This window comes from Pantoea sp. E2023-21 (assembly GCF_051302795.1).
Taxonomy (GTDB): domain Bacteria; phylum Pseudomonadota; class Gammaproteobacteria; order Enterobacterales; family Enterobacteriaceae; genus Pantoea; species Pantoea ludwigii_A.
This window is the reverse complement of sequence record NZ_CP195344.1, coordinates 3,143,439-3,163,226: the sequence shown is the minus strand read 5'-3', so window position 1 is coordinate 3,163,226 and position 19,788 is coordinate 3,143,439. Positions and strand designations below refer to the sequence as shown.

At 53.8% G+C, this 19,788-nt stretch carries 21 protein-coding genes; 10 read left to right on the top strand and 11 right to left on the bottom strand.

The window, feature by feature from the left end; genetic code table 11:
* Nucleotides 1-37 precede the first annotated feature (37 nt).
* Together dut and coaBC are read right to left on the bottom strand one after the other, a co-directional pair.
* A complete protein-coding gene (gene dut, locus ACRQ84_RS14900) occupies nt 38-496 on the bottom strand; it encodes a dUTP diphosphatase (protein ID WP_483816463.1) in 459 nt (152 codons plus the stop codon).
* A complete protein-coding gene (gene coaBC, locus ACRQ84_RS14895) occupies nt 474-1,694 on the bottom strand; it encodes a bifunctional phosphopantothenoylcysteine decarboxylase/phosphopantothenate--cysteine ligase CoaBC (protein ID WP_483817932.1) in 1,221 nt (406 codons plus the stop codon). The genes dut and coaBC overlap by 23 nt, the downstream gene beginning before the upstream one ends.
* 185 nt (nt 1,695-1,879) lie before the next feature.
* Here coaBC and radC point away from each other — a divergent pair, with 185 nt between their 5' ends.
* The 4 genes from radC (at nt 1,880) to mutM (ending at nt 4,074) form a co-directional block, all read left to right on the top strand.
* On the top strand, nt 1,880-2,536 hold the full coding sequence (gene radC / locus ACRQ84_RS14890; protein WP_064741533.1) for a RadC family protein: 657 nt from the start codon (nt 1,880-1,882) through the stop codon (nt 2,534-2,536).
* A 243-nt stretch (nt 2,537-2,779) separates the two neighbouring features.
* Nucleotides 2,780-3,016, top strand: coding sequence for a 50S ribosomal protein L28 (rpmB, locus tag ACRQ84_RS14885; RefSeq protein ID WP_007885297.1), 237 nt, complete (start codon nt 2,780-2,782; stop codon nt 3,014-3,016).
* Nucleotides 3,017-3,027: 11 nt separating this feature from the next.
* Complete coding sequence (gene rpmG, locus ACRQ84_RS14880; RefSeq protein WP_001051798.1) at nt 3,028-3,195, top strand: 50S ribosomal protein L33; 168 nt, start codon at nt 3,028-3,030, stop codon at nt 3,193-3,195.
* 69 nt (nt 3,196-3,264) lie between these two features.
* A complete protein-coding gene (gene mutM, locus ACRQ84_RS14875) occupies nt 3,265-4,074 on the top strand; it encodes a bifunctional DNA-formamidopyrimidine glycosylase/DNA-(apurinic or apyrimidinic site) lyase (protein WP_008109739.1) in 810 nt (269 codons plus the stop codon).
* A 1-nt stretch (nt 4,075) separates the two neighbouring features.
* Here mutM and coaD read toward each other — a convergent pair whose 3' ends face one another.
* From coaD to ACRQ84_RS14845, 6 genes are all read right to left on the bottom strand, one after another.
* Nucleotides 4,076-4,561, bottom strand: a complete 486-nt coding sequence (gene coaD, locus ACRQ84_RS14870; RefSeq protein WP_064741532.1) for a pantetheine-phosphate adenylyltransferase — start codon at nt 4,559-4,561, stop codon at nt 4,076-4,078.
* Nucleotides 4,558-5,334 (bottom strand): glycosyltransferase family 2 protein, encoded by a 777-nt coding sequence (locus tag ACRQ84_RS14865; RefSeq protein ID WP_483816462.1) that lies wholly within the window; start codon nt 5,332-5,334, stop codon nt 4,558-4,560. Before ACRQ84_RS14865 ends, coaD begins: the two co-directional genes overlap by 4 nt.
* Nucleotides 5,335-5,337: 3 nt before the next feature.
* Entirely contained in the window at nt 5,338-6,612 is a 1,275-nt protein-coding gene (gene waaA / locus ACRQ84_RS14860; protein WP_064741530.1) for a lipid IV(A) 3-deoxy-D-manno-octulosonic acid transferase, read from the bottom strand.
* An 85-nt stretch (nt 6,613-6,697) separates the two neighbouring features.
* Nucleotides 6,698-7,831: a glycosyltransferase family 4 protein gene (locus ACRQ84_RS14855; RefSeq protein ID WP_483816461.1), complete on the bottom strand. Its 1,134-nt coding sequence runs from the start codon at nt 7,829-7,831 to the stop codon at nt 6,698-6,700.
* On the bottom strand, nt 7,824-8,900 hold the full coding sequence (gene rfaQ / locus ACRQ84_RS14850) for a putative lipopolysaccharide heptosyltransferase III (RefSeq protein ID WP_483816460.1): 1,077 nt from the start codon (nt 8,898-8,900) through the stop codon (nt 7,824-7,826). Before rfaQ ends, ACRQ84_RS14855 begins: the two co-directional genes overlap by 8 nt.
* A 73-nt stretch (nt 8,901-8,973) precedes the next feature.
* Nucleotides 8,974-9,963: a glycosyltransferase gene (locus ACRQ84_RS14845; RefSeq protein WP_483816459.1), complete on the bottom strand. Its 990-nt coding sequence runs from the start codon at nt 9,961-9,963 to the stop codon at nt 8,974-8,976.
* Nucleotides 9,964-10,128: 165 nt separating this feature from the next.
* On the opposite strand from ACRQ84_RS14845, the gene ACRQ84_RS14840 reads away from it, so the two are divergent.
* The gene (locus ACRQ84_RS14840) at nt 10,129-11,160 is read left to right on the top strand and encodes a glycosyltransferase family 9 protein (protein WP_483816458.1); all 1,032 of its coding nucleotides are present in this window, start codon (nt 10,129-10,131) and stop codon (nt 11,158-11,160) included.
* On the opposite strand, the gene ACRQ84_RS14835 is transcribed toward ACRQ84_RS14840, so the two are convergent.
* On the bottom strand, nt 11,141-12,106 hold the full coding sequence (locus ACRQ84_RS14835; RefSeq protein ID WP_483816457.1) for a polysaccharide deacetylase family protein: 966 nt from the start codon (nt 12,104-12,106) through the stop codon (nt 11,141-11,143). The two genes, ACRQ84_RS14840 and ACRQ84_RS14835, sit on opposite strands and share 20 nt — an antisense overlap.
* A 187-nt stretch (nt 12,107-12,293) precedes the next feature.
* Here ACRQ84_RS14835 and ACRQ84_RS14830 point away from each other — a divergent pair, with 187 nt between their 5' ends.
* Complete coding sequence (locus ACRQ84_RS14830; RefSeq protein ID WP_483816456.1) at nt 12,294-13,394, top strand: glycosyltransferase; 1,101 nt, start codon at nt 12,294-12,296, stop codon at nt 13,392-13,394.
* A gap of 35 nt (nt 13,395-13,429) precedes the next feature.
* On the opposite strand, the gene tdh is transcribed toward ACRQ84_RS14830, so the two are convergent.
* Together tdh and ACRQ84_RS14820 are read right to left on the bottom strand one after the other, a co-directional pair.
* Nucleotides 13,430-14,458 carry an L-threonine 3-dehydrogenase gene (gene tdh, locus ACRQ84_RS14825; RefSeq protein WP_064741521.1) on the bottom strand — a complete coding sequence of 343 codons (1,029 nt, stop codon included), beginning with the start codon at nt 14,456-14,458 and terminating at the stop codon, nt 13,430-13,432.
* Nucleotides 14,455-15,663: a glycine C-acetyltransferase gene (locus tag ACRQ84_RS14820; protein WP_483816455.1), complete on the bottom strand. Its 1,209-nt coding sequence runs from the start codon at nt 15,661-15,663 to the stop codon at nt 14,455-14,457. The genes tdh and ACRQ84_RS14820 overlap by 4 nt, the downstream gene beginning before the upstream one ends.
* A gap of 231 nt (nt 15,664-15,894) precedes the next feature.
* Between ACRQ84_RS14820 and rfaD the strand changes: the two genes are divergently transcribed.
* Genes rfaD through ACRQ84_RS14800 form a run of 4 tightly spaced genes read left to right on the top strand, consistent with a single transcriptional unit; the run spans nt 15,895 to nt 19,753 of the window.
* The gene (gene rfaD, locus ACRQ84_RS14815; RefSeq protein ID WP_064741523.1) at nt 15,895-16,827 is read left to right on the top strand and encodes an ADP-glyceromanno-heptose 6-epimerase; all 933 of its coding nucleotides are present in this window, start codon (nt 15,895-15,897) and stop codon (nt 16,825-16,827) included.
* 17 nt (nt 16,828-16,844) lie between these two features.
* The gene (gene rfaF, locus ACRQ84_RS14810) at nt 16,845-17,888 is read left to right on the top strand and encodes an ADP-heptose--LPS heptosyltransferase RfaF (protein WP_483816454.1); all 1,044 of its coding nucleotides are present in this window, start codon (nt 16,845-16,847) and stop codon (nt 17,886-17,888) included.
* A gap of 2 nt (nt 17,889-17,890) precedes the next feature.
* On the top strand, nt 17,891-18,853 hold the full coding sequence (gene rfaC, locus ACRQ84_RS14805) for a lipopolysaccharide heptosyltransferase RfaC (RefSeq protein ID WP_483816453.1): 963 nt from the start codon (nt 17,891-17,893) through the stop codon (nt 18,851-18,853).
* A complete protein-coding gene (locus ACRQ84_RS14800) occupies nt 18,854-19,753 on the top strand; it encodes a sugar glycosyltransferase (protein WP_483816452.1) in 900 nt (299 codons plus the stop codon). It begins immediately after the preceding gene.
* Nucleotides 19,754-19,788 lie beyond the last annotated feature (35 nt).

Here is a 19,788-nt window from a genome sequence, read left to right as displayed (position 1 = left end):
AGAAATAAAAAGATGGCTAAGCAAAAAGTGTTGCGTGTTACTGACGGCCTGAGTGACCGAAGCCGCCTGCGCCGCGATCGCTGGTGTCAAAATCTTCCACCAGATTAAATTCGGCCTGAACGACCGGCACGAAGACCAGCTGTGCTAAGCGGTCGCCGGGCTGCAGCGTGAAGCTGTCCTGACCGCGGTTCCAGACCGAAACCATGAGCTGACCCTGATAATCGGAGTCGATCAAACCCACCAGGTTGCCGAGCACGATGCCATGCTTATGGCCGAGACCGGAGCGCGGCAATATCACGGCAGCCAGGCTTGGATCGGCAATGTGAATCGCCAGGCCTGTTGGTACCAGCGTGGTCATGCCCGGTGCGATTTCCAGCGCGCCATCAAGGCAGGCGCGTAAATCGAGACCTGCAGAACCAGAGGTTGCATAAGTTGGCAGCGGAAATTCATTGCCCACACGTGCATCAAGAATTTTAACGTCGATTTTTTTCATCATAACGGCTGACAATCTCGTCTATTAATTGTTGGCCAAGGAGCGTCTTATCACTGAGCGGTAAGACTTTTTCTCCTTCCTGCCAAAAAAGGTGAAGAGCATTGGTGTCGCTATTGAAGCCCTGACCCGCCTGCGCCACATCGTTAGCACAAATCAGATCCAGGTTTTTTCGCACCCGTTTTTGCCGCGCGTATTCTTCCACATTCTGGGTTTCGGCAGCAAACCCCACAACATAAGGGCGATGTGCCTGCAACGCCGCTACGCCTGCGACAATATCCGGGTTCTTCACCAACTGCAGCGTGACGTTATCGTCGCCACCCTGTTTTTTGATTTTCTCTGCGGCAATGGTAGCCGCCCGGTAGTCTGCCACGGCTGCGCTGGCAATGAAAATATGTTGTTGCTGGATTTGTGCCATCACCGCCGCTTCCATCTCCAGCGCGCTGTCGACGTCCACGCGTTGCACGCCAGCTGGCGTTGGCAGCGCCACCGGACCGGCAACCAGCGTCACCTTCGCACCGCGTTTTGCCGCGGCCGCGGCAATCGCAAAGCCCATCTTACCCGAGCTGTGATTGCTGATATAACGCACCGGGTCCAGCGCTTCGCGAGTGGGGCCGGCGGTGATCATAATGTTGAGATGTTGCAGATCGTTGACGGGCGCAGCCCATTCCAGCGCGTGCGCCACAATCGCCAGCGGATCGAGCATACGGCCAGGCCCAATATCGCCGCACGCCTGGCTGCCGCTGTCTGGCCCCCAAATCAGCACGCCGCGCTGATGCAGACGTTGCAGATTCTCTTGGGTTATCGATGCGCGATACATCTGCTGGTTCATGGCCGGGACGATGGCGACGGGCGCTGCGCTTGCCAGGCACGCGGTGGTGACTAAATCGTTCGCCATACCAGCCGTAACGCGAGCAATCAGGTCGGCAGTTGCAGGCGCCAGCACAATTAAGTCGGCCCATTTTGCCAGTTCAATATGGCCCATCGCCGCTTCTGCGGCCGGGTCGAGCAAATCATCAAATACCGGATAACCGGAAACCGCCTGTAGGCTCAGCGGCGTAATAAACGCTTTGGCCGCTTCGGTCATCATTACGCGTACATCAGCACCGCGATCGCGCAGCCGACGCACCAGCTCCGGCGCTTTATAAGCGGCAATGCCGCCGCTCACGCCCAGCAGAATTTTCTTTCCGGCTAATCCCATCATGTTCTTCGCCTCAATACAGATTGCCGCGTCAATGTCGGCAGATGCAGGCAACTTTATCACAAAACCCGCAGCGCGCCTTTTCCCTGCCTGCGGCCTTTGCGAGCCGGCTCTGAAATCAATAATCGCGTGCTGGCGTTGACGGTGGCTGACGCGCAGAATCGCCGCAACGCAGGGAGGATAAGGTCATGATGGAACTGGCACCACGGGAAAAACTGATGTTATTGGGCGCAGAAGTGCTGAGCGATGCCGAGCTGCTGGCCATTTTTTTGCGCACCGGCGTCACCGGCACCAGTGTGCTGCTTTTGGCGCAGCAGATGCTGAACGAGTTTGGCTCGTTGTACCGCATTATGAGCGCCAGTAAAGAGGAACTTTGTCAGATTAAAGGCGTGGGCAGCGCCAAGATGACGCAGCTGTATGCGATAGCGGAGTTGGGAAGACGCTTTTTTGCCAGCCAGCTGGCACGAGAAAATGTTATGGAGAATCCGCAGGTGACGCGCCATTACCTGCAGAGCGTGCTGGCGCATCAGGAGCGCGAAGTATTTATGGCGCTGTTTTTGGATAATCAGCATCGTGTCCTGCAGGCGCAGAAGATGTTTTCGGGGTCGATTGCCAGCGTGGAGGTACATCCGCGCGAAATCGTGCGCGAAGCACTCAAGCTTAACGCGGCGGCAGTGATTCTGGCGCACAATCACCCTTCGGGAATTGCTGAACCCAGCCGGGCCGATCGTGATATTACGGGGAAAGTAGCGCAAGCGTGCGCCCTGCTCAATATACGTTTACTTGATCATTTGGTGATCGGTCACGGCGAGTTTACCTCTTTCGCTGAGCGCGGTTGGCTGTAATTCATCGATTCAAGTGAACAGAAATAGGGCATTTTTGCGCGATCCAGAGGGATCTTTATCTGTTCGGGACTTGAGCACTCGGGCTGAGCGGCGTATACTACGCCACCTTTGAGAATCTCGGGTTTGGCGTTTGGGCCAGCTTAGCGGGTTCACATGGAACTCGCCTGGGCGGGCTAAGGCCTGACGAGGCGGCCAAAACCTAGTTTTTAAAGCTCGAGCTGATTTGATTTTTGGAGAATAGAAATGTCACGAGTCTGCCAGGTAACTGGAAAGCGTCCGGTAACGGGTAACAACCGTTCCCACGCAATGAACGCGACGAAACGCCGTTTCCTGCCGAACCTGCACTCTCACCGTTTCTGGGTTGAGAGCGAAAAGCGCTTCGTTACTCTGCGTGTATCTGCTAAAGGTATGCGTGTTATTGATAAAAAGGGCATCGATACGGTTTTGACCGAAATCCGCGCCCGTGGTGAGAAGTACTAAGGAACTGAATCATGGCTAAAGGTATTCGTGAGAAGATCAAGCTGGTTTCCTCTGCTGGTACAGGTCACTTCTATACCACCACGAAGAACAAGCGTACTAAACCAGAGAAATTAGAACTGAAAAAGTTCGATCCGGTTGTACGTCAGCACGTGATCTACAAAGAAGCTAAAATTAAGTAATTTTAGTGTTCTGAGAAAAACCCGGCTTCGGCCGGGTTTTTTGTTTCTGCGATTCGTTGAGGAGATGAGATGCCTGAATTACCTGAGGTAGAAACCAGTCGTCGCGGTATCGAACCCCACATGGTCGGTGCCACCATTCTGCATGCGGTGGTACGCAATCCACGCTTACGCTGGCCGGTCTCGCATGAAATCCACGCACTGAGCGACCAACCGGTATTGAGCGTGCAGCGTCGCGCTAAATATCTGCTGCTCGAACTGCCGCACGGCTGGATCATCATTCATCTCGGCATGTCCGGCAGCTTACGCGTGTTACCTGGCGAACAACCCGCCGCCAAACATGACCACGTCGATTTGGTGATGAGCAACGGCAAAGTGCTGCGCTACACCGATCCACGTCGCTTTGGCGCATGGCTGTGGAGCAATGACCTCGCAGGCAGCAGCGTGCTGGCGCATCTCGGCCCGGAGCCGCTCAGCAGCGAATTTGATGGTGCCTACCTGTTTGAAAAGTCACGCGGTAAACGCACCGTGATCAAACAGTGGCTGATGGATAACAAAGTGGTGGTGGGCGTCGGGAATATTTATGCCAGCGAATCGCTGTTTACCGCCGGGATCTTGCCCGATCGTTCCGCGATGAGTTTGAGTCAGGAGGAAGCGGAACTGCTGGTTAACACTATCAAAGCCGTATTGCTACGCTCGATTGAGCAGGGCGGTACCACGTTGCGTGATTTCCTGCAAACCGACGGTAAACCCGGCTACTTTGCGCAAGAGCTTCAGGTTTATGGTCGCGCCGGTGAGCCGTGCCGTGCCTGTGGTACGCCGATTGTCAGCGGCAAGCATGGCCAGCGCAGCACCTTCTGGTGTCCACGCTGCCAGCATTGAGTTAAGGCTGAGCCAGTCGCGCCAGCAACGCCTTGTGCACCACGTCAGGCAGAAATGCCTGCACGTCACCGGCGTGGCGCGCGACTTCTTTGACCAGCGAAGAAGAGACGAAGGAGAAGCCTTCTGACGGCATCAGGAACACGCTCTCCAGCGTGGGCAACAGGTGACGATTCATCTGTGCCAGCTGCAGCTCATATTCGAAATCCGACACCGCACGCAATCCACGCACCAGCACGTTGGCGTTCTGCGCCTGGGCAAAATTCGCCATCAGATCGCTAAAACCTATCACTTCAACATTCGGAAGATGTGCCGTTACCTGGCGCGCCATATCCACGCGCTCATCCAGACTGAACAGCGGCTTTTTACTCGGGCTGGCGGCAATGGCCACGACGATGCGGTCAAACATCTTCGCTGCGCGCGTCACAATATCCAGATGACCCAAGGTAAAGGGATCAAAGGTGCCGGGATAAATCGCTTTCGTACTCATACGCGACCTTGTGTTGAGGTGTGATGCAGCGCCCAGAGCGCCGAGTATTTGTTGAAAGTGTACTGTGCGTTAACCACCGCCAGAATCCAGCCCTGTTTGCCATCAAGAAAACCGGCGCGCAGCAGCAGCGTTTTGACGAATGCGCCAAGCGTGTGGCTAAAAATCGAGAACAAGCCACAGCGTTTGCCGCGCTGAAAGCGTTCCTGCGCCCAGGCTTCGGCATAGTTCATCTGCTTACGCTGAAATGCAATCAGGTCGCGACAGGTGAGATGTTGCAGATCGCCCGCCAGCTTCACTACTGGCGCACCTTGCGTCTCCAGTGATTCGTGTACCAGATTGTCGTTGTAATTAAGCTTGCGCGGATAAAGGCGCATCACGCGGTCGGGATACCAACCGCTGTGGCGCATAAAGCGGCCGAGAAACAGATTGCTGCGACCGAGGCTGTAAACGTGGTCCGAAGCGGGCTGCGCGAGAACTTGCTCAATAGCGCGCCGCAGTTCGGGGGTAACACGCTCGTCGGCATCGATCATCAAAATCATATCGCCGTGCGCATGCGCCTGCGCACGCTGGCGCTGCTTACCAAAACCTTGCCAGTCTTCAGCCTGGAAAACCTGCGCGCCCTGTTCGCGAGCTACCTGCGCCGTGTTGTCGCTGCTGCCAGAATCGAGTACTACAATCTCATCCGCCCAACTGACCGAAGCCAATGCCTCAGGCAGTAGTTCAGCTTCGTTTTTGGCGATCATTACCACAGAGAGACGTTGGCGTTGCGACATGAATTAGTGAGCTCGCGGCGGTAAGTGAGGTTCGAGTAACTGTAGCAGACGCTGTAATGCGCCCTGATTTTGATGCAGCACTTCCACAGCATGCCGGCCGTAATAGCGGCGATAATCATCATCCTGCAGTAAGTTGGCGACCTCTTTCTGCAGCGATACCACGTCAGTAACGGTAATCAGCCCTTCGGCCTGTTGCAGCTTGGCGCAGATATCTTTGAAGTTCCAGATGTGCGGGCCCATCAGCACCGGAATGGCATGCGCTGCGGGTTCCAGCGGGTTGTGGCCGCCGCGCTCGACCAGGCTGCCGCCAACAAAGGCGAGATCGGCAATGCCGTACAGCATCATCAGCTCGCCCATAGTGTCGCCAATCACCACTTGCGTGGAGCTTGAAGGAATCTCGCCGCTGCTGCGCAGGATAAAACTGAAGCCACGTTTTTGCGTCAGATCGCAGGCATCTTTGAAACGTTCTGGATGGCGCGGCACCAAAATTAGCAGCAGATCAGGGAACTGTTGCAGCAGACGACGATGGGCATCGAGCACAATCGCTTCTTCACCTTCGTGGGTGCTGGTCGCGATCCACACCGGACGACGCGACGCCCACTGACGACGCAGCGTGACCGCTTTCGCCGCCAGCTCTGGCGTCACCGAAATATCAAACTTGAGGCTGCCAGTCACGGTGAGATGCGAACGCTTCAGGCCAAGGCTGAGGAAACGGTCGCCATCTTCGGCGTTTTGCGCGGCAATTAGCGTGATGCGCTGCAGCAAGTCGCGCATAAAGCCGCCGAGCTTTTTGTAGCCTTTGGCCGAACGCTCAGACAGGCGCGCGTTCGCAATCACCAATGGAATCTTGCGCTGATGCAGAATACGGATAATGTTCGGCCACAACTCGGTCTCCATGATAATCACCAGTCGCGGATCGACGGAATCGAGGAAACGGTTGATCGAGCCCGGCAGGTCGTAGGGCAGGTAAACATGATGCACGTCTTTGCCAAACGCCGACTGCGCACGTTCGGAGCCGGTTGGCGTCATGGTGGTGACAGTAATCGGTAGCGTCGGATAGCGATGACGCAGCGCGCGCACCAGCGGCACCGCCGCTAGCGTCTCACCGACGGATACGGAGTGCAGCACAATGCCATGCGGTAGCACTTTGCCCGCGCAGTAGCCATAGCGTTCTGCCCAGCGTTTACGATAGGCCGGTGCTTTTCGACCGCGCAGCCACAGGCGCAGCCAGATCAGTGGCTGAATCAGATAGAGCAAGGCTGTGTATAGAGTCGTCATAGTTACCGTTACGACAGAATCGCGTCAAAAAACAGATGAAAGGCGGCATGTTATCAGAAATTAACCGCCTGCTCATACCACTTCGTCAGCCGGTCTGCAGCACTTGTTGATACAGCGAAGTCAACGCTTGCGCCAGCCGCTGCGGACCAAAAGGTTCAATTCTGCGACGTGCGGCTTCGCCCATGGCAGGATTATGTGAAAGTGCCGGTGTTGCTAATACGGCTTCGTTTAACGCGTTGATATCTAATGCATCGCAGACAAAACCCTCCTGACCCGCAGTGATAAACTCCGCGCCGCCGCAGCCGGTGCTCGTGATCACTGCCAGACCGCAGGCCATCGCTTCCAGCACCACATTCGGGAAAGGGTCATAAAGCGTGGGCAGCAGCAGCGCATCGGCTGCATGGTAGAACGGCTGCACGTCCTGCTGCACGCCAACAAAGCGTAAGCGATCGAGGCAATTCAGCTGGTTCGCCAATTGCTGATAGCGTGAGAGCTGCTTGTCCTGGCCAACCACCACCAGGTAGCGATCGCTTTTCGCCACCGCTTCAATGGCGGCTTTCAATCCTTTGCGCTCAAAGCCCGAACCCACGTAAATCATTACTGTGGCATCTTGCGGCAGTTTAAGCTGCTGACGTGACGCATGACGCAGCGCTTCGCTGGCGGGCTGGAAACGTTGGCTATCAATCGCATTGTGAATCACATGGATCTTGCTGGCATCAAGTGTGAAATTACGCAAAATATCCTGTTTCACCATCTCTGAATTACAGATCACCGCTTTCAACGACGGCGCGTTGAACATTTCGGTTTCGGCTTGCAACACGTAACGGTGATAAGGACTGAGACGGGCGCTTAAACGTTGCCACGGAGAAACGATGCGCGCGCGCTGCTCTAGCCATACGCGATGCACGCCATCACCGGCACGAAAGATATCGCAGCCGGCGATGCGTTCGTGGCTTTGCACAATATCAAACTTCTCACGTTCCCAGCATTCGCGCGCGGCATGGGCAAAACCGCGCTCGCGCGAGATGCGACCGAATTTCGCCGGATTGCAAATGTGCAGATGCCAGGCGGGATTCGGTGTGCCCTGCCAGCTGCGGGTGATGATATTAAGATCGAGCTGCTCGCTATCTAACGCTTCAAGCGCACGCGAGATAAAACGTTCGGCGCCGCCGTCTGGGCGGTATTTCTGCCGGACGATTGCCAGGCGTAACTTACTCATGCAAAAAACTCCGGGCGGCAGCCACGACATCCTCAACGGGAATGGCAGAAAGATAGCGCTGTTGCGTGTTGGTATCGATGGCGTCTGGCGAAGGCAGCGGGCCATAATCACCGGCCCAGATCACGCGGTTGTGATCCCCCCACGGACGCCAGTGTTGCAGCTTGGTCGGCCCAAACAGCGCGAGACATGGCGTTTCCAGCGCGGCGGCCATATGCATTGGCGCTGAATCCACGCCGATAAACAGCTGCGCGGCATCGATCAGCGCCGCCAACTGTGGCAAGGATAATTCCCCAGCCAGCGACACCACATTGCTGCTGCGGCACAGCGATTGAATATTGGCGATCATCGCCAGCTCTTTCTGGTCCGGCGCTGCGGTGAGGATCACCGTACGACCCTCGGCGGCGAGCGTATCAATCAGCTGCGCGACTTTGTCGTCTTCCCAACATTTGAACGGCCAACGGGAAGTCGGCTGCAGAACAATAAAGGGTGAGCTCACCGCATGCTGTGCCAGCACATCCTGCACTTTCTGTTGATCGGCGGCGCTGAAATGCATTGAGGCTTTCGCACCCGCTGCGCTGATACCCAGCGGCTTCAGCGCAGCCATATTTTGTTCCACCGTGTGCAGCTGATTATGATCGTTGGTGCTAACCAGCTGATTATGCATCCAGCGCCAAAAGGCGTTATCGCGTTTGTGGAAAGCAAAACCAATGCGCACCGGCGCGCCCGAAAGGCCAGTGATGATGGCGCTGCGCCACTGATCGGCAAGATTAATCACAACGTCATAATGACAAGTGCGCACGGCAGAAATCAGGGCCATCTCATGGCGGAATTTCTGCCAGCCGCCCTCTTTTTTCCAGTTACGATCGATGATGTGTAACTGGCGGATAGCCGGATGTGCTTCCAGCATCGGACGGGTTTCTTTATACAGCAGGACGTCGATATTGGCCTGTGGATAGCGCTGGCGAAGAGCGTTAATTGCGGGCGTGGTCAGCAGCATATCGCCGTGATGGCGCAGCTTGATCAGTAGAATATTTTTCGGTGCAAATTGGTCTGGAATCGGGCTTGCCATACTCAAATGATCTCAGAATTCAGTCAGCTGATTGTAGGGCAAACCCCAAAGGCGTGAAAGCCAGACGCGGCGCTTATTTCTTGCGCCAGCGATAAATTCGGCTCAGCCACAGCAGCAGTTGATACCATTGCTGCACGCCGCGTGCGTTACGCAGCATGCGCTTGTGGGTTTGCGTCGCGAACAGGTCAGCAATCATCGCCTGACGCGCACTCTCTTCGGGCTCGCGCCGGATACAGTGACACACGCTAAGCGCCTCATGCGTAATCTGGTAGTGAAACGCCGGGTAGATTTTCACCTTGTGGCGATAACGTGCATTGATCTCTTCCAGTAATCGCACAATTTTCAGGTAATGGCGCTGATATTCCACGTTGCGCTGTCCGGTGCGCTTGCGGTTGCTGATTGAGGCATCATGCATGTAATAGCAATACAGCACTTTATCGGTGTAGCGCACGCGTTGGGCGTTGAGCATGAACTCGGTGGTCCAGGGAATGTCCTGATGATGCAGCCCGGGTTCAAAATTGAGGTTGAGTTGCTCAATCACTTCACGGCGGTAAATTCCCAGCCATACCACGTGCATATAGCGATGGGTTTTCAGGGCTTTGTTAAGCCACTCTGGACCACTCAGCACTCCGGTACTGGTTAATCGATCGAGCGGAATCAGCGGCTTCACTTGCTGGCTGGCCTTAAAAAACCACTCCGCATTGCACTGCGCGGCATCAAGATTGTCGCGTTCTGCCATCTCAACCAGCGTTTGATACATCGCCGGATCCATGGTGTCGTCGGCATCCGGAAACGAAACATACTTACCGCGCGCTACCGCTAAACCCGCATTGCGCGCGCGCGATACGCCGCCGTTGGCTTGATGAATCACGCGCACGTGAGGATGCTGCTGCGCATAAGCATCCGCGCGCTCACCTGAACCGTCAGTGGAACCATCGTCGACAATGATGATTTCGAGTGAGGTTAAGGTTTGGGCGAGTAGGGACTGTATGAATGACTCGAACATCGCGCCTGCATTAAATAATGGCGTAATGACAGAGAGTAAGGGCGTTGCGAGCGACATTTTTCCGCTACTAAGTTACAAATTTGTTACCCCAATTATTAGTAATGAATTAAGAACTTTTTGCACAATAATGGTCAAAAATGTTTTGCTCGCTAACATTTCAGCATTTTTATGAGTTTTTCAGCGTTGACTGACGTGAGAAAACTCCCTCAACTGGGCATCAGCATGAAAAATATTCTCGTCATCAGACGCGACAACATTGGCGATATGGTCTGCACCACGCCACTGCTGGAAGGATTAAAAAAAGCTTTTCCTGAGGCGACCCTGACCCTGTTGGTCAATAAAATTGCTGAGGATGTGGTGATTCATAACCCACATGTTGACCGCTTATATGTTTACAAGAAAGCCAAGCATCGCGGTAAAAATGAAACCACGCTTGGCGTGTACTGGCAGCGAGTGAAGGTCATGCTGGCGCTGCGTAAAACCCGCTTTGACGCCACCATTCTGGCGAATCCCGTACCGTGCAAATACAGCCTGCGACTGGCGAAAATGGCTGGAGCCGGTAACGTGATTGGCGCGGCTCAGGCTGACGCGCGGCTTGATCATCCGTTTCAAAAAAGTGATTTTCGCGGAAATCATCAGGTTGAGCATACTTATTCCTATCTTTATGCCCTCACCGATGTGCCGCCTGCAGTGCCTGCGGTCAATATCTATCTCTCAACCGCCGAACGTGAAGCGGCGGGTAAACGTGTAGGCGCGCTGTTCTCCACACCAGGCAAGATCTTCGGCGTGCATATCAGTAGTCGCAGCCCAAAACGCCGCTGGTCGGTGGAATTGTATGCGGCGTTTATTAATAAGCTGCTGGAAGATGAACAGGCGCGCGTGCTGGTGTTCTGGTCGCCGCAGGGTACGCTAGATCTCGATGATAAAGGCGATGCGGCACGTACGGATGAGCTGATGCAGTTGGTAAATTCACCGCGAGTGGCGCGCTATCCCACCGCATCCGTGCGCGAACTGGTGGCAGGTTTTGATCGCTGTGAGCAGATTTTGTGTAGCGATGGCGGGCAGATGCATCTTGCCGCCGGACTGCATAAAAAGCAGGTGGTTTTTTTCGGCGATACCAATGCCAGGCTGTGGCATCCGTGGTCAGGTGAATATCAAATTATGCAGACCGCTTCGGGAGAGTGTCAGGATGTCTCGCTAGAAACGGTCTGGGAAGCATGGCAGCAACTCAGCGCTAAGCGTGTTGAAGTTTAAAGCTGTCGTGATATTCCGACAGCGTCTTACCCTCGAAACGCGGGGCTAACCAGCTAAACAGCGCGTCCAGATCTTCGTACAATCGCTCGATATCTTGTGCATTTTTGAATGTCGGGCTGCCGTCGGGCATAAATTCTGAGCTGTGCAGCATAAACTCAGTGTAATCCTGGCCTTCGGCCAGCGACATTTCAACCACGCGCTTCATGTCTGCCAGATTTCCCCCTGATGGACGTAACCAATAAACGGCAGGGCTTTTCTGTTTGCCGCGTAAGCGGTACAGGCCCTGTTTCACCGTATTCATTAGCGGTGAATATTTGTATTGAATACTCATGGGGATTTCGAGCAGGGATGAGTGGCCACTGCGTGAAATATCCTCAGGATCGATAAAATAAGGCTTATGTGGAAAGTGAGTATAGTTAGTGCCGCCTTTTCCCTGCGGCGCACCACGGGTGAAGGCCCAGTTAACGCGCGGTGTTACTGAGCAATCAACCTTATAGCCCAGTTGAGTGAGGATCGCCGCGTAGCGCTCATCAAAAGCCCAGCGTCCGGCACGATGACTCAGCATTTTTACCTGGAATTTTTCTTCCAGTAAATCGGTCATATAGGCAACTTTATCGCGCAATACCGTATCAGGATATTCAATCAGGAAAGGTTGCCAGCGCCAGTCATCATCAGTGAGCGGTGCTTCCGGAGGACTGTTCCAGGCATGTAAATGCATGCCAATTTCACCCTGTTTGCGCGCAATAACATCTCTGCCAAATTCGATAAAAGCAGGATCCATTGCCATTTCATAGTTGGTCAGCCAGGTGGGTTTAAAACCATAGCGCTCACACAAAGCCTGAAAGCGTGGCAGATAGCCGGTATTTTCAGTGGTAATGGAGCGATGATTGCGCCAAAGGTTGTCGCCTTCGGTATCTATGGTAATAAGGAAAGCATGCCGGGTCATGTTTGCCGCCTGAGGCCAATAAAAACGCAATGTTACGCTGAGCTTTTCAGTGACGCAAAACTAATTGCTACGGATAAGAAAGACGTAAATAGCGCAGTGAGGAATCGGATTTGCCATCAGACTGCGTTAAGATTCACGCGACATTATTTCGTCAAACAGACTTTTAAAATCAGACAGGTGGGGCATTTTGTCAAAGCGCATACTCATGGTGATTGATGGTTTACCGGGCGGCGGAGCTGAAAAAGTCGTACTGACGTTGGTGACCGGTATGCTTGAGCTGGGACATCGGGTGTCGCTATTTTCGCTGCGTAAGGTGTGCGATTACCCTTTGCCTGATGGCGTTGATTATCAGGTCATTCAGGATACTAATCGCAAGCCCTGGCGCAAGCTGACCGAGTTAACACGTCGCGCCAGATTACTGGATGACGCGGTTCTCCGGGCAGAACAGAGCGCAGGAACATACGATTTGGTGGTTTCTCATTTACACAAAACCGATCGTATTGTGCGTCGCTGTCGAACGCTCTTGCCTCGTAAAACCTGGTTCTGTCTACACGGTGTATTTTCCGCATCCTATCTGGGCCATCGTCAGGGGCTATCGCGCTGGTTAAAAGTACGCAAAATTCACCGTGTTTATCAGGGACGTAATGTGATTGGCGTTTCGCCAGCGGTGGTGGAGGATCTCAAGTCTGCCTTTGCGATTACCCCGTCGCGCGAGGAAGTGATTGGTAATCCCTTTGATATCGCAGATATTCAGCAACGTGCAGCCGAGCCGGCTGCAGTGCCGCCCCAGGGTTTTCTGGTGCATGTGGGGCGATTTCACGAAACCAAGCGCCATGATCGTCTGTTGCAGGCCTATGCATTGAGCAAAATAGAGCTGCCGCTGGTGTTATTAGGCCAGGGATCACCAGAGCGTAAAGCAACATTACAGGCATTGGCCCAACAGTTAGGTATTGGCGATCGCGTCATCTTTCAGGGATTTACTCTCAATCCCTATGCGTGGATTAGTCGGGCTAAGATGCTGATAGTCAGCTCGGATAGCGAAGGTTTTGGTAATGTCTTGATTGAAGCGATGCTGTGCGGCACACCTGTTGTGAGTACACGCTGTCCGGGTGGACCTTCTTCTTTGCTGCAAGGCGATTTAGCGCGCGGCCTGGCGGATTTAACGCCTGAGTCGCTGGCAGAAAAAATGCTGGAGATTTATCAGTACCCGCCTCAGCTACATGCTGATGAGTTCGCTGCTTTTGATACCCACGTCATTTGTCGACGCTATCTGGCACTGACCGAATAATAATTAAAGGGAGCAAAGCTCCCTTTAATGAATGTTTAATCCCAGCTCAACACCACTTTGCCTGATCGTCCGGATCGCATCTCATCAAAGCCCTGTTGGAACTCATCAATGTGATAGCGATGGGTGATGATAGGCGTGAGATCGAGGCCGGACTGAATGAGCGCCGCCATCTTATACCAGGTCTCGAACATCTCACGGCCATAAATGCCTTTGATGAACAAACCTTTGAAAATTACCTGATTCCAGTCGATGGACATCTCGCCCGGCGGAATGCCCAGCAGCGCAATGCGTCCGCCGTGATTCATCACTTCCAGCAGGGTGCGGAACGCCGGTGGCGCGCCGGACATCTCCAGCCCAACATCAAAACCTTCGGTCATACCGAGTTCGGCCATCACGTCGCGCAGATTTTCCTGCGCGACGTTAACCGCGCGCGTCACACCCATTTTTCGCGCCAAATCGAGGCGATATTCGTTGATGTCGGTGATCACCACGTGACGCGCGCCGACGTGCTTACACACTGCCGCCGCCATAATACCAATCGGTCCGGCACCGGAAATCAGCACATCTTCACCCACCAAATCGAACGACAGCGCGGTATGCACCGCATTACCAAAGGGATCGAAGATCGCCGCCAGTTCGTCAGAAATGTTGTCGGGAATTTTGAAGGCGTTAAACGCTGGGATCACCAGATATTCAGCAAAACAGCCCTGGCGATTGACGCCAACGCCAACCGTGTTGCGACACAGATGTGTGCGTCCGGCGCGGCAGTTGCGACAATGACCGCAGGTGATATGGCCTTCACCAGAGACACGATCGCCAACGGCAAAGCCTTTAACTTCCTCGCCCATACCTACCACTTCACCGACATATTCGTGACCGGTAATCATCGGGACGGGAATGGTTTTACGCGACCAGTCATCCCAGTTGTAGATGTGCACATCGGTGCCGCAAATGGCGGTTTTGCGAATCTTAATCAGCAGGTCGTTATGGCCGGGTTCGGGAATCGGCGCATCCTTAACCATCCAAATGCCTTCTTCGGCTTTTAATTTGGCGAGTGCTTTCATTTCCCTGCTCCTGAAATAATGCCCAGCTGTTGACCAATGCGGGTGAAGGCAGCCACGGCGTGTTCCAGCTGCGCCTGCGTATGGCCGGCAGAAATCTGGGTACGGATGCGCGCCTGACCTTGCGGTACCACTGGATAGAAGAAGCCTGTCACGTAGATGCCTTCTTGCTGCAACAGGTTGGCAAACTGCTGCGCCACGTTGGCATCGCCCAACATCACCGGGATGATGGCGTGATCGGCACCGGCCAGCGTGAAGCCGGCAGCGGTCATTTTTTCGCGGAAGAAACGGGCGTTTTCCCATAGACGCTGGCGTAAACCGTCGCCCTCACTCAGCAGTTCCAGTACGCGCAGCGAGGCGGTAACAATCGCCGGTGCCAGCGAGTTGGAAAACAGATACGGCCGCGAACGCTGACGAAGCCACTCAACCACCTCTTTTTTCGCTGCCACGTAGCCGCCCGATGCGCCACCTAACGCTTTGCCCAGCGTACCGGTGAGAATATCGACGCGATCCATCACACCGCAATATTCGTGCGTGCCACGCCCGGCAGAACCGACAAAGCCCACCGCATGTGAATCATCCACCATCACCATCGCATCAAACTCATCTGCCAAATCGCAAATGCCCTGCAGATTGGCGATCACGCCATCCATGGAAAACACGCCGTCGGTGGCGATCAGAATGTGGCGCGCGCCTTTGTCGCGTGCTTCCTGTAAGCGCGCCCGTAGCTCATTCATGTTGTTGTTGGCATAACGATAGCGCTGCGCTTTACATAGACGGACGCCATCAATGATCGACGCGTGATTGAGGGCGTCCGAAATAATCGCGTCCTCCGCGCTGAGCAGCGTTTCAAACAGGCCACCATTGGCATCAAAGCAGGATGAAAACAGAATCGCATCTTCCATACCGAGGAACTCAGCGAGCTTGTGCTCTAGCTGCTGGTGGATGTCTTGCGTGCCGCAGATAAAGCGCACCGAGGCCATACCGAAACCGTGCGAATCCATGCCGTCTTTCGCCGCCTGGATTAATGCCGGATGATTGGCTAAACCCAAATAGTTATTGGCGCAAAAGTTGATGACCGGTGGACTGTTGGCGACATTGATTTCTGCCTGCTGCGCCGAAGTAATGGTGCGTTCTTGTTTGAACAATCCGTCCTGACGTGTTGTCTCAAGTTGTTGACGAATTTGCGAATAAAACTGACTGGACATGATTCTGCTCCTCAGATAGCAAAATTTTGGCACATATTACTGATCGAAAAGCGAATAGACGACATTTCAGCCATCAATATGTCGGTTTTGCAGCATAGTTCACGCTGCGGACAGGATTTGTGCAGCGCATGCGGCGTCATCTGGCTGCCTGCGTCTGGCTGAAATGTTATGATGGTAGGCATTCGTGGATGAAACCTCCTGTTTCACCCCAACTCTTTAAAGGCAAAGCATATGATTATCGTAACCGGTGGCGCTGGCATGATTGGCAGCAATATTGTTAAAGCGCTGAATGACCGCGGTTTGACCGACATTTTGGTGGTGGATAATCTGAAGGATGGCACCAAGTTCGTGAATCTGGCGGATCTCGATATCGCTGACTACATGGATAAAGAGGAATTCCTCAGCTACATCATGTCTGGCGAAGATCTTGGCCCAATCGAAGCCGTTTTCCATGAAGGTGCGTGTTCAGCGACCACCGAATGGGATGGCAAGTACATGATGGATAACAACTATCAGTACTCTAAAGATCTGCTGCACTTCTGTCTGGAGCGCGAAATCCCATTCCTTTACGCCTCGTCCGCTGCCACTTACGGCGGCCGCAATGAGAACTTCATCGAAGAGCGCCAGTACGAGCAGCCACTGAACGTTTACGGCTACTCAAAAATGCTCTTCGACCACTATGTGCGTCAGATTCTGCCAGAAGCCGAATCCCCGGTATGCGGCTTCCGTTACTTCAACGTATATGGCCCGCGTGAAGGCCATAAAGGCGGCATGGCAAGCGTAGCGTTCCACCTCAACACGCAGATCAGTAACGGTGAAAATCCAAAACTGTTCGAAGGCAGCGACGATTTCCGTCGCGACTTCATCCATGTTGATGACGTGGTAGCCGTAAATCTGTGGTGCTGGGAAAACGGTGTTTCAGGTATCTACAACTGCGGTACCGGTCGCGCGGAGTCTTTCCAGGAAGTGGCGGATGCGGTGCTGAACTTCCATCAGCAAGGTCAGATTGAATACATCCCGTTCCCGGAGAAGCTGAAAGGCCGTTATCAGGCATTTACCCAAGCCGATCTCACTAACCTGCGTGCAGCCGGTTACGACAAGCCGTTCAAAACCGTCGCGCAAGGCGTGGGCGAATACATGGCGTGGCTGAACCGTAACGCATAAGGAAACCGGCAGCAGCGATGAAAATTCTGGTTATTGGCCCATCATGGGTCGGCGATATGATGATGTCGCAAAGTCTCTATCGCACGCTCAAGGCTGAGCATCCTGAAGCGGTGATCGATGTGATGGCGCCAGCCTGGTGCCGTCCGTTACTGTCGCGTATGCCGGAAGTGAATCAGGCGTTGGCGATGCCACTTGGGCATGGCGCATTAGCGCTGGGTGAGCGTCGCCGTTTGGGGAAATCCCTGCGTGCCAGTGGCTATGACCGTGCCTATGTGCTGCCGAACTCCTTAAAATCCGCGCTGGTGCCCTTTTTCGCTGGGATCAAACGTCGCACTGGCTGGCGTGGCGAGATGCGCTATGGCGTACTGAATGACGTGCGCGTGCTGGATAAAGCAGCCTTTCCATTGATGGTTGAGCGCTATGTGGCGCTCGGCTACGACAAACCGGTGGCTTCAGCGCAGCAGTTGCCGCAGCCATTGTTGTGGCCCCAGCTGCGCGTTGATGACGATGAGAAACGCATGACGGCGGCAAAGTTTGCGCTGTCAGCCGATCGTCCGGCGATTGGGTTTTGTCCAGGCGCAGAGTTCGGACCGGCGAAGCGCTGGCCGCACTACCATTATGCTGCGCTGGCTGAACAGCTGATTAGTGAAGGTTATCAAGTGGTGCTGTTCGGTTCGGCGAAAGATCGCGAAACCGGTGACACCATTGTGCAGACGCTGTCAGAAGCAGCACGCGCGCACTGCAAAAATCTGGCGGGTGATACGCAACTGGAGCAAGCGGTCATTCTTCTGGCGCACTGCGCAGCCGTGGTGAGTAACGATTCCGGCCTGATGCACATCGCCGCAGCACTTAATCGCCCGCTGGTGGCCCTGTATGGTCCAAGCAGCCCGGACTTCACACCGCCGCTGTCCCAGCATGCGCGTATCATTCGTTTGATCACCGGCTATCACAAAGTGCGCAAAGGAGATGCCGAGCAAGGTTATCACCAGAGCCTGATTGATATTCAGCCGGCGCGTGTTCATCAGGAACTGAGCGCGTTATTGCATCCGGTGCAGGAGTAGAAATGCACGTTTTGATTGTTAAAACCTCCTCGATGGGAGACGTGCTGCATACCTTACCGGCGCTCACGGATGCGATGCAGGCGATCCCTGGCATCAAATTTGATTGGGTGGTTGAGGAAAACTTCGCTCAAATTCCTGGCTGGCATCCGGCGGTGGATAAGGTGTTGCCGGTGGCGATTCGTCGTTGGCGCAAGCATTGGTTCGGTAGCCAGCAGCGTGAGGAGCGTGTGCTGTTCAAACGTGAGCTGCAATCACGCCAATATGATGTGGTGCTGGATGCGCAGGGCCTGATCAAAAGCGCCGCGCTGGTAACGCGCCTGGCAAAAGGCGTGAAGCACGGTCAGGACAGTCGCAGCGCGCGCGAACCTTTCGCCAGCTGGTGGTATGACAAACGTCATGAAATCAACAAGCAGCAGCATGCCGTTGAACGAACGCGTGAGCTATTTGCCAAAAGCCTCGGCTATGAAAAGCCCACCACGCAAGGCGACTACGCAATTGCCGGTCATTTCCGCTCTACGCTGCCCAACCACGCTCAGCCATATCTGGTGTTTTTGCACGCCACCACGCGTGATAACAAACACTGGCCGGAATCACACTGGCGCGAGCTGATTGAGTTAGTGCAGCCAACCGGCCTACGCGTAAAATTACCCTGGGGCGCGGAACATGAACACCAGCGGGCACTGCGTCTGGCCGAAGGTTTCAACTATGTTGAGGTGCTGCCAAAGTTAACGCTTGAGCAGGTGGCACAGCAGTTAGCAGGCGCGCGGGCGGTGGTGTCGGTGGATACCGGTTTGAGCCATCTGACGGCGGCGCTGGATCGCCCGAATATCACCTTATTTGGACCGACCGATCCGGGTCTGATTGGCGGTTATGGCAAGAATCAGCATGAATTAAAAGGAAGCGATGGTACCATGCAGGCAATTACAGCCGCGATGGTGATAGAAAAATTGAAGGAACTGCTCTGAATGGCTTCAATTTTCAAACAAATCTATCGTTACACTCATGCCAGAGCATTGAGACACAACGAAAACTTGTGGCCTCATATTAAAATCCGTAGAGCCAAAACCGATAATATTCAGCGGCTGAGCTACTGGGGAAAACAAGTCAAGATTGAGGATCTTAACGCATTGCGTGCCACGATATCTGGAGATGTGACTATCCTGGCCACGGGTCCTTCAGTTAAATCGTTAGACGTTGAGAAGCTTGCGAGCACCACATTTGTGGGCGTTAATGGCGCCTACTATTTGCGCGACAGAATTACGTTTTCTTATTATGTCATCGTCGATCGAGGATTTATCGATAAAAGATTCGATATTGTCATGGATATTATCAGTGACAATAACTTAGTTCTGTTTACAACCGTGCACTGCTTCAATGATATCTTGCACCGTGCTAATTTGCGGGATGTGAAGTGCCGCCTGGCAATCATTGAAGATCTGAGCTTTAAAGTATTCAGAGGTATCGTGCGCCCTGAAGAATATGCGCTCAACTATCAGGGGGAAATGGGCCTTTCTCTCTGTGAAGCGCCACTAACGTCAGGTTTTTCATGGGATATTTGTCAGGGCATTTTTGACGCCGGCACTGTTGCATACTGGGCGTTACAGATATCCGTTTGGCTGGGTGCCAGCCGTATTTTATTGGCTGGCGTTGATATGAACAACTTCTCAGCACCGCGATTTTATGAAAACGAAAATGATAAGCTTCCAAGTTTGCTTGAATCCAACTTTAGCACTGTCATTAGACCAGCCTTCATGCATGCAAGCCGTGAATTAGAACGAGCGGGTATTAAAACCTATAATCTTTCCTTAGAAAGTGCTCTTGATGAGAATATATTTGAGAAGGCAGCACCAGAAGCTATCCTTTAAAAATAATCCTGAGCCTAAAATATACTCCCGCGCTT

Bases quoted from the DNA above. Each gene is read 5' to 3' on its own strand.
- dut (WP_483816463.1), bottom strand. From the start codon at position 496: ATGATGAAAAAAATCGACGTTAAAATTCTTGATGCACGTGTGGGCAAT.
- coaBC (WP_483817932.1), bottom strand. From the start codon at position 1,694: ATGATGGGATTAGCCGGAAAGAAAATTCTGCTGGGCGTGAGCGGCGGC.
- radC (WP_064741533.1), top strand. From the start codon at position 1,880: ATGATGGAACTGGCACCACGGGAAAAACTGATGTTATTGGGCGCAGAA.
- rpmB (WP_007885297.1), top strand. From the start codon at position 2,780: ATGTCACGAGTCTGCCAGGTAACTGGAAAGCGTCCGGTAACGGGTAAC.
- rpmG (WP_001051798.1), top strand. From the start codon at position 3,028: ATGGCTAAAGGTATTCGTGAGAAGATCAAGCTGGTTTCCTCTGCTGGT.
- mutM (WP_008109739.1), top strand. From the start codon at position 3,265: ATGCCTGAATTACCTGAGGTAGAAACCAGTCGTCGCGGTATCGAACCC.
- coaD (WP_064741532.1), bottom strand. From the start codon at position 4,561: ATGAGTACGAAAGCGATTTATCCCGGCACCTTTGATCCCTTTACCTTG.
- ACRQ84_RS14865 (WP_483816462.1), bottom strand. From the start codon at position 5,334: ATGTCGCAACGCCAACGTCTCTCTGTGGTAATGATCGCCAAAAACGAA.
- waaA (WP_064741530.1), bottom strand. From the start codon at position 6,612: ATGACGACTCTATACACAGCCTTGCTCTATCTGATTCAGCCACTGATC.
- ACRQ84_RS14855 (WP_483816461.1), bottom strand. From the start codon at position 7,831: ATGAGTAAGTTACGCCTGGCAATCGTCCGGCAGAAATACCGCCCAGAC.
- rfaQ (WP_483816460.1), bottom strand. From the start codon at position 8,900: ATGGCAAGCCCGATTCCAGACCAATTTGCACCGAAAAATATTCTACTG.
- ACRQ84_RS14845 (WP_483816459.1), bottom strand. From the start codon at position 9,963: ATGTCGCTCGCAACGCCCTTACTCTCTGTCATTACGCCATTATTTAAT.
- ACRQ84_RS14840 (WP_483816458.1), top strand. From the start codon at position 10,129: ATGAAAAATATTCTCGTCATCAGACGCGACAACATTGGCGATATGGTC.
- ACRQ84_RS14835 (WP_483816457.1), bottom strand. From the start codon at position 12,106: ATGACCCGGCATGCTTTCCTTATTACCATAGATACCGAAGGCGACAAC.
- tdh (WP_064741521.1), bottom strand. From the start codon at position 14,458: ATGAAAGCACTCGCCAAATTAAAAGCCGAAGAAGGCATTTGGATGGTT.
- ACRQ84_RS14820 (WP_483816455.1), bottom strand. From the start codon at position 15,663: ATGTCCAGTCAGTTTTATTCGCAAATTCGTCAACAACTTGAGACAACA.
- rfaD (WP_064741523.1), top strand. From the start codon at position 15,895: ATGATTATCGTAACCGGTGGCGCTGGCATGATTGGCAGCAATATTGTT.
- rfaF (WP_483816454.1), top strand. From the start codon at position 16,845: ATGAAAATTCTGGTTATTGGCCCATCATGGGTCGGCGATATGATGATG.
- rfaC (WP_483816453.1), top strand. From the start codon at position 17,891: ATGCACGTTTTGATTGTTAAAACCTCCTCGATGGGAGACGTGCTGCAT.
- ACRQ84_RS14800 (WP_483816452.1), top strand. From the start codon at position 18,854: ATGGCTTCAATTTTCAAACAAATCTATCGTTACACTCATGCCAGAGCA.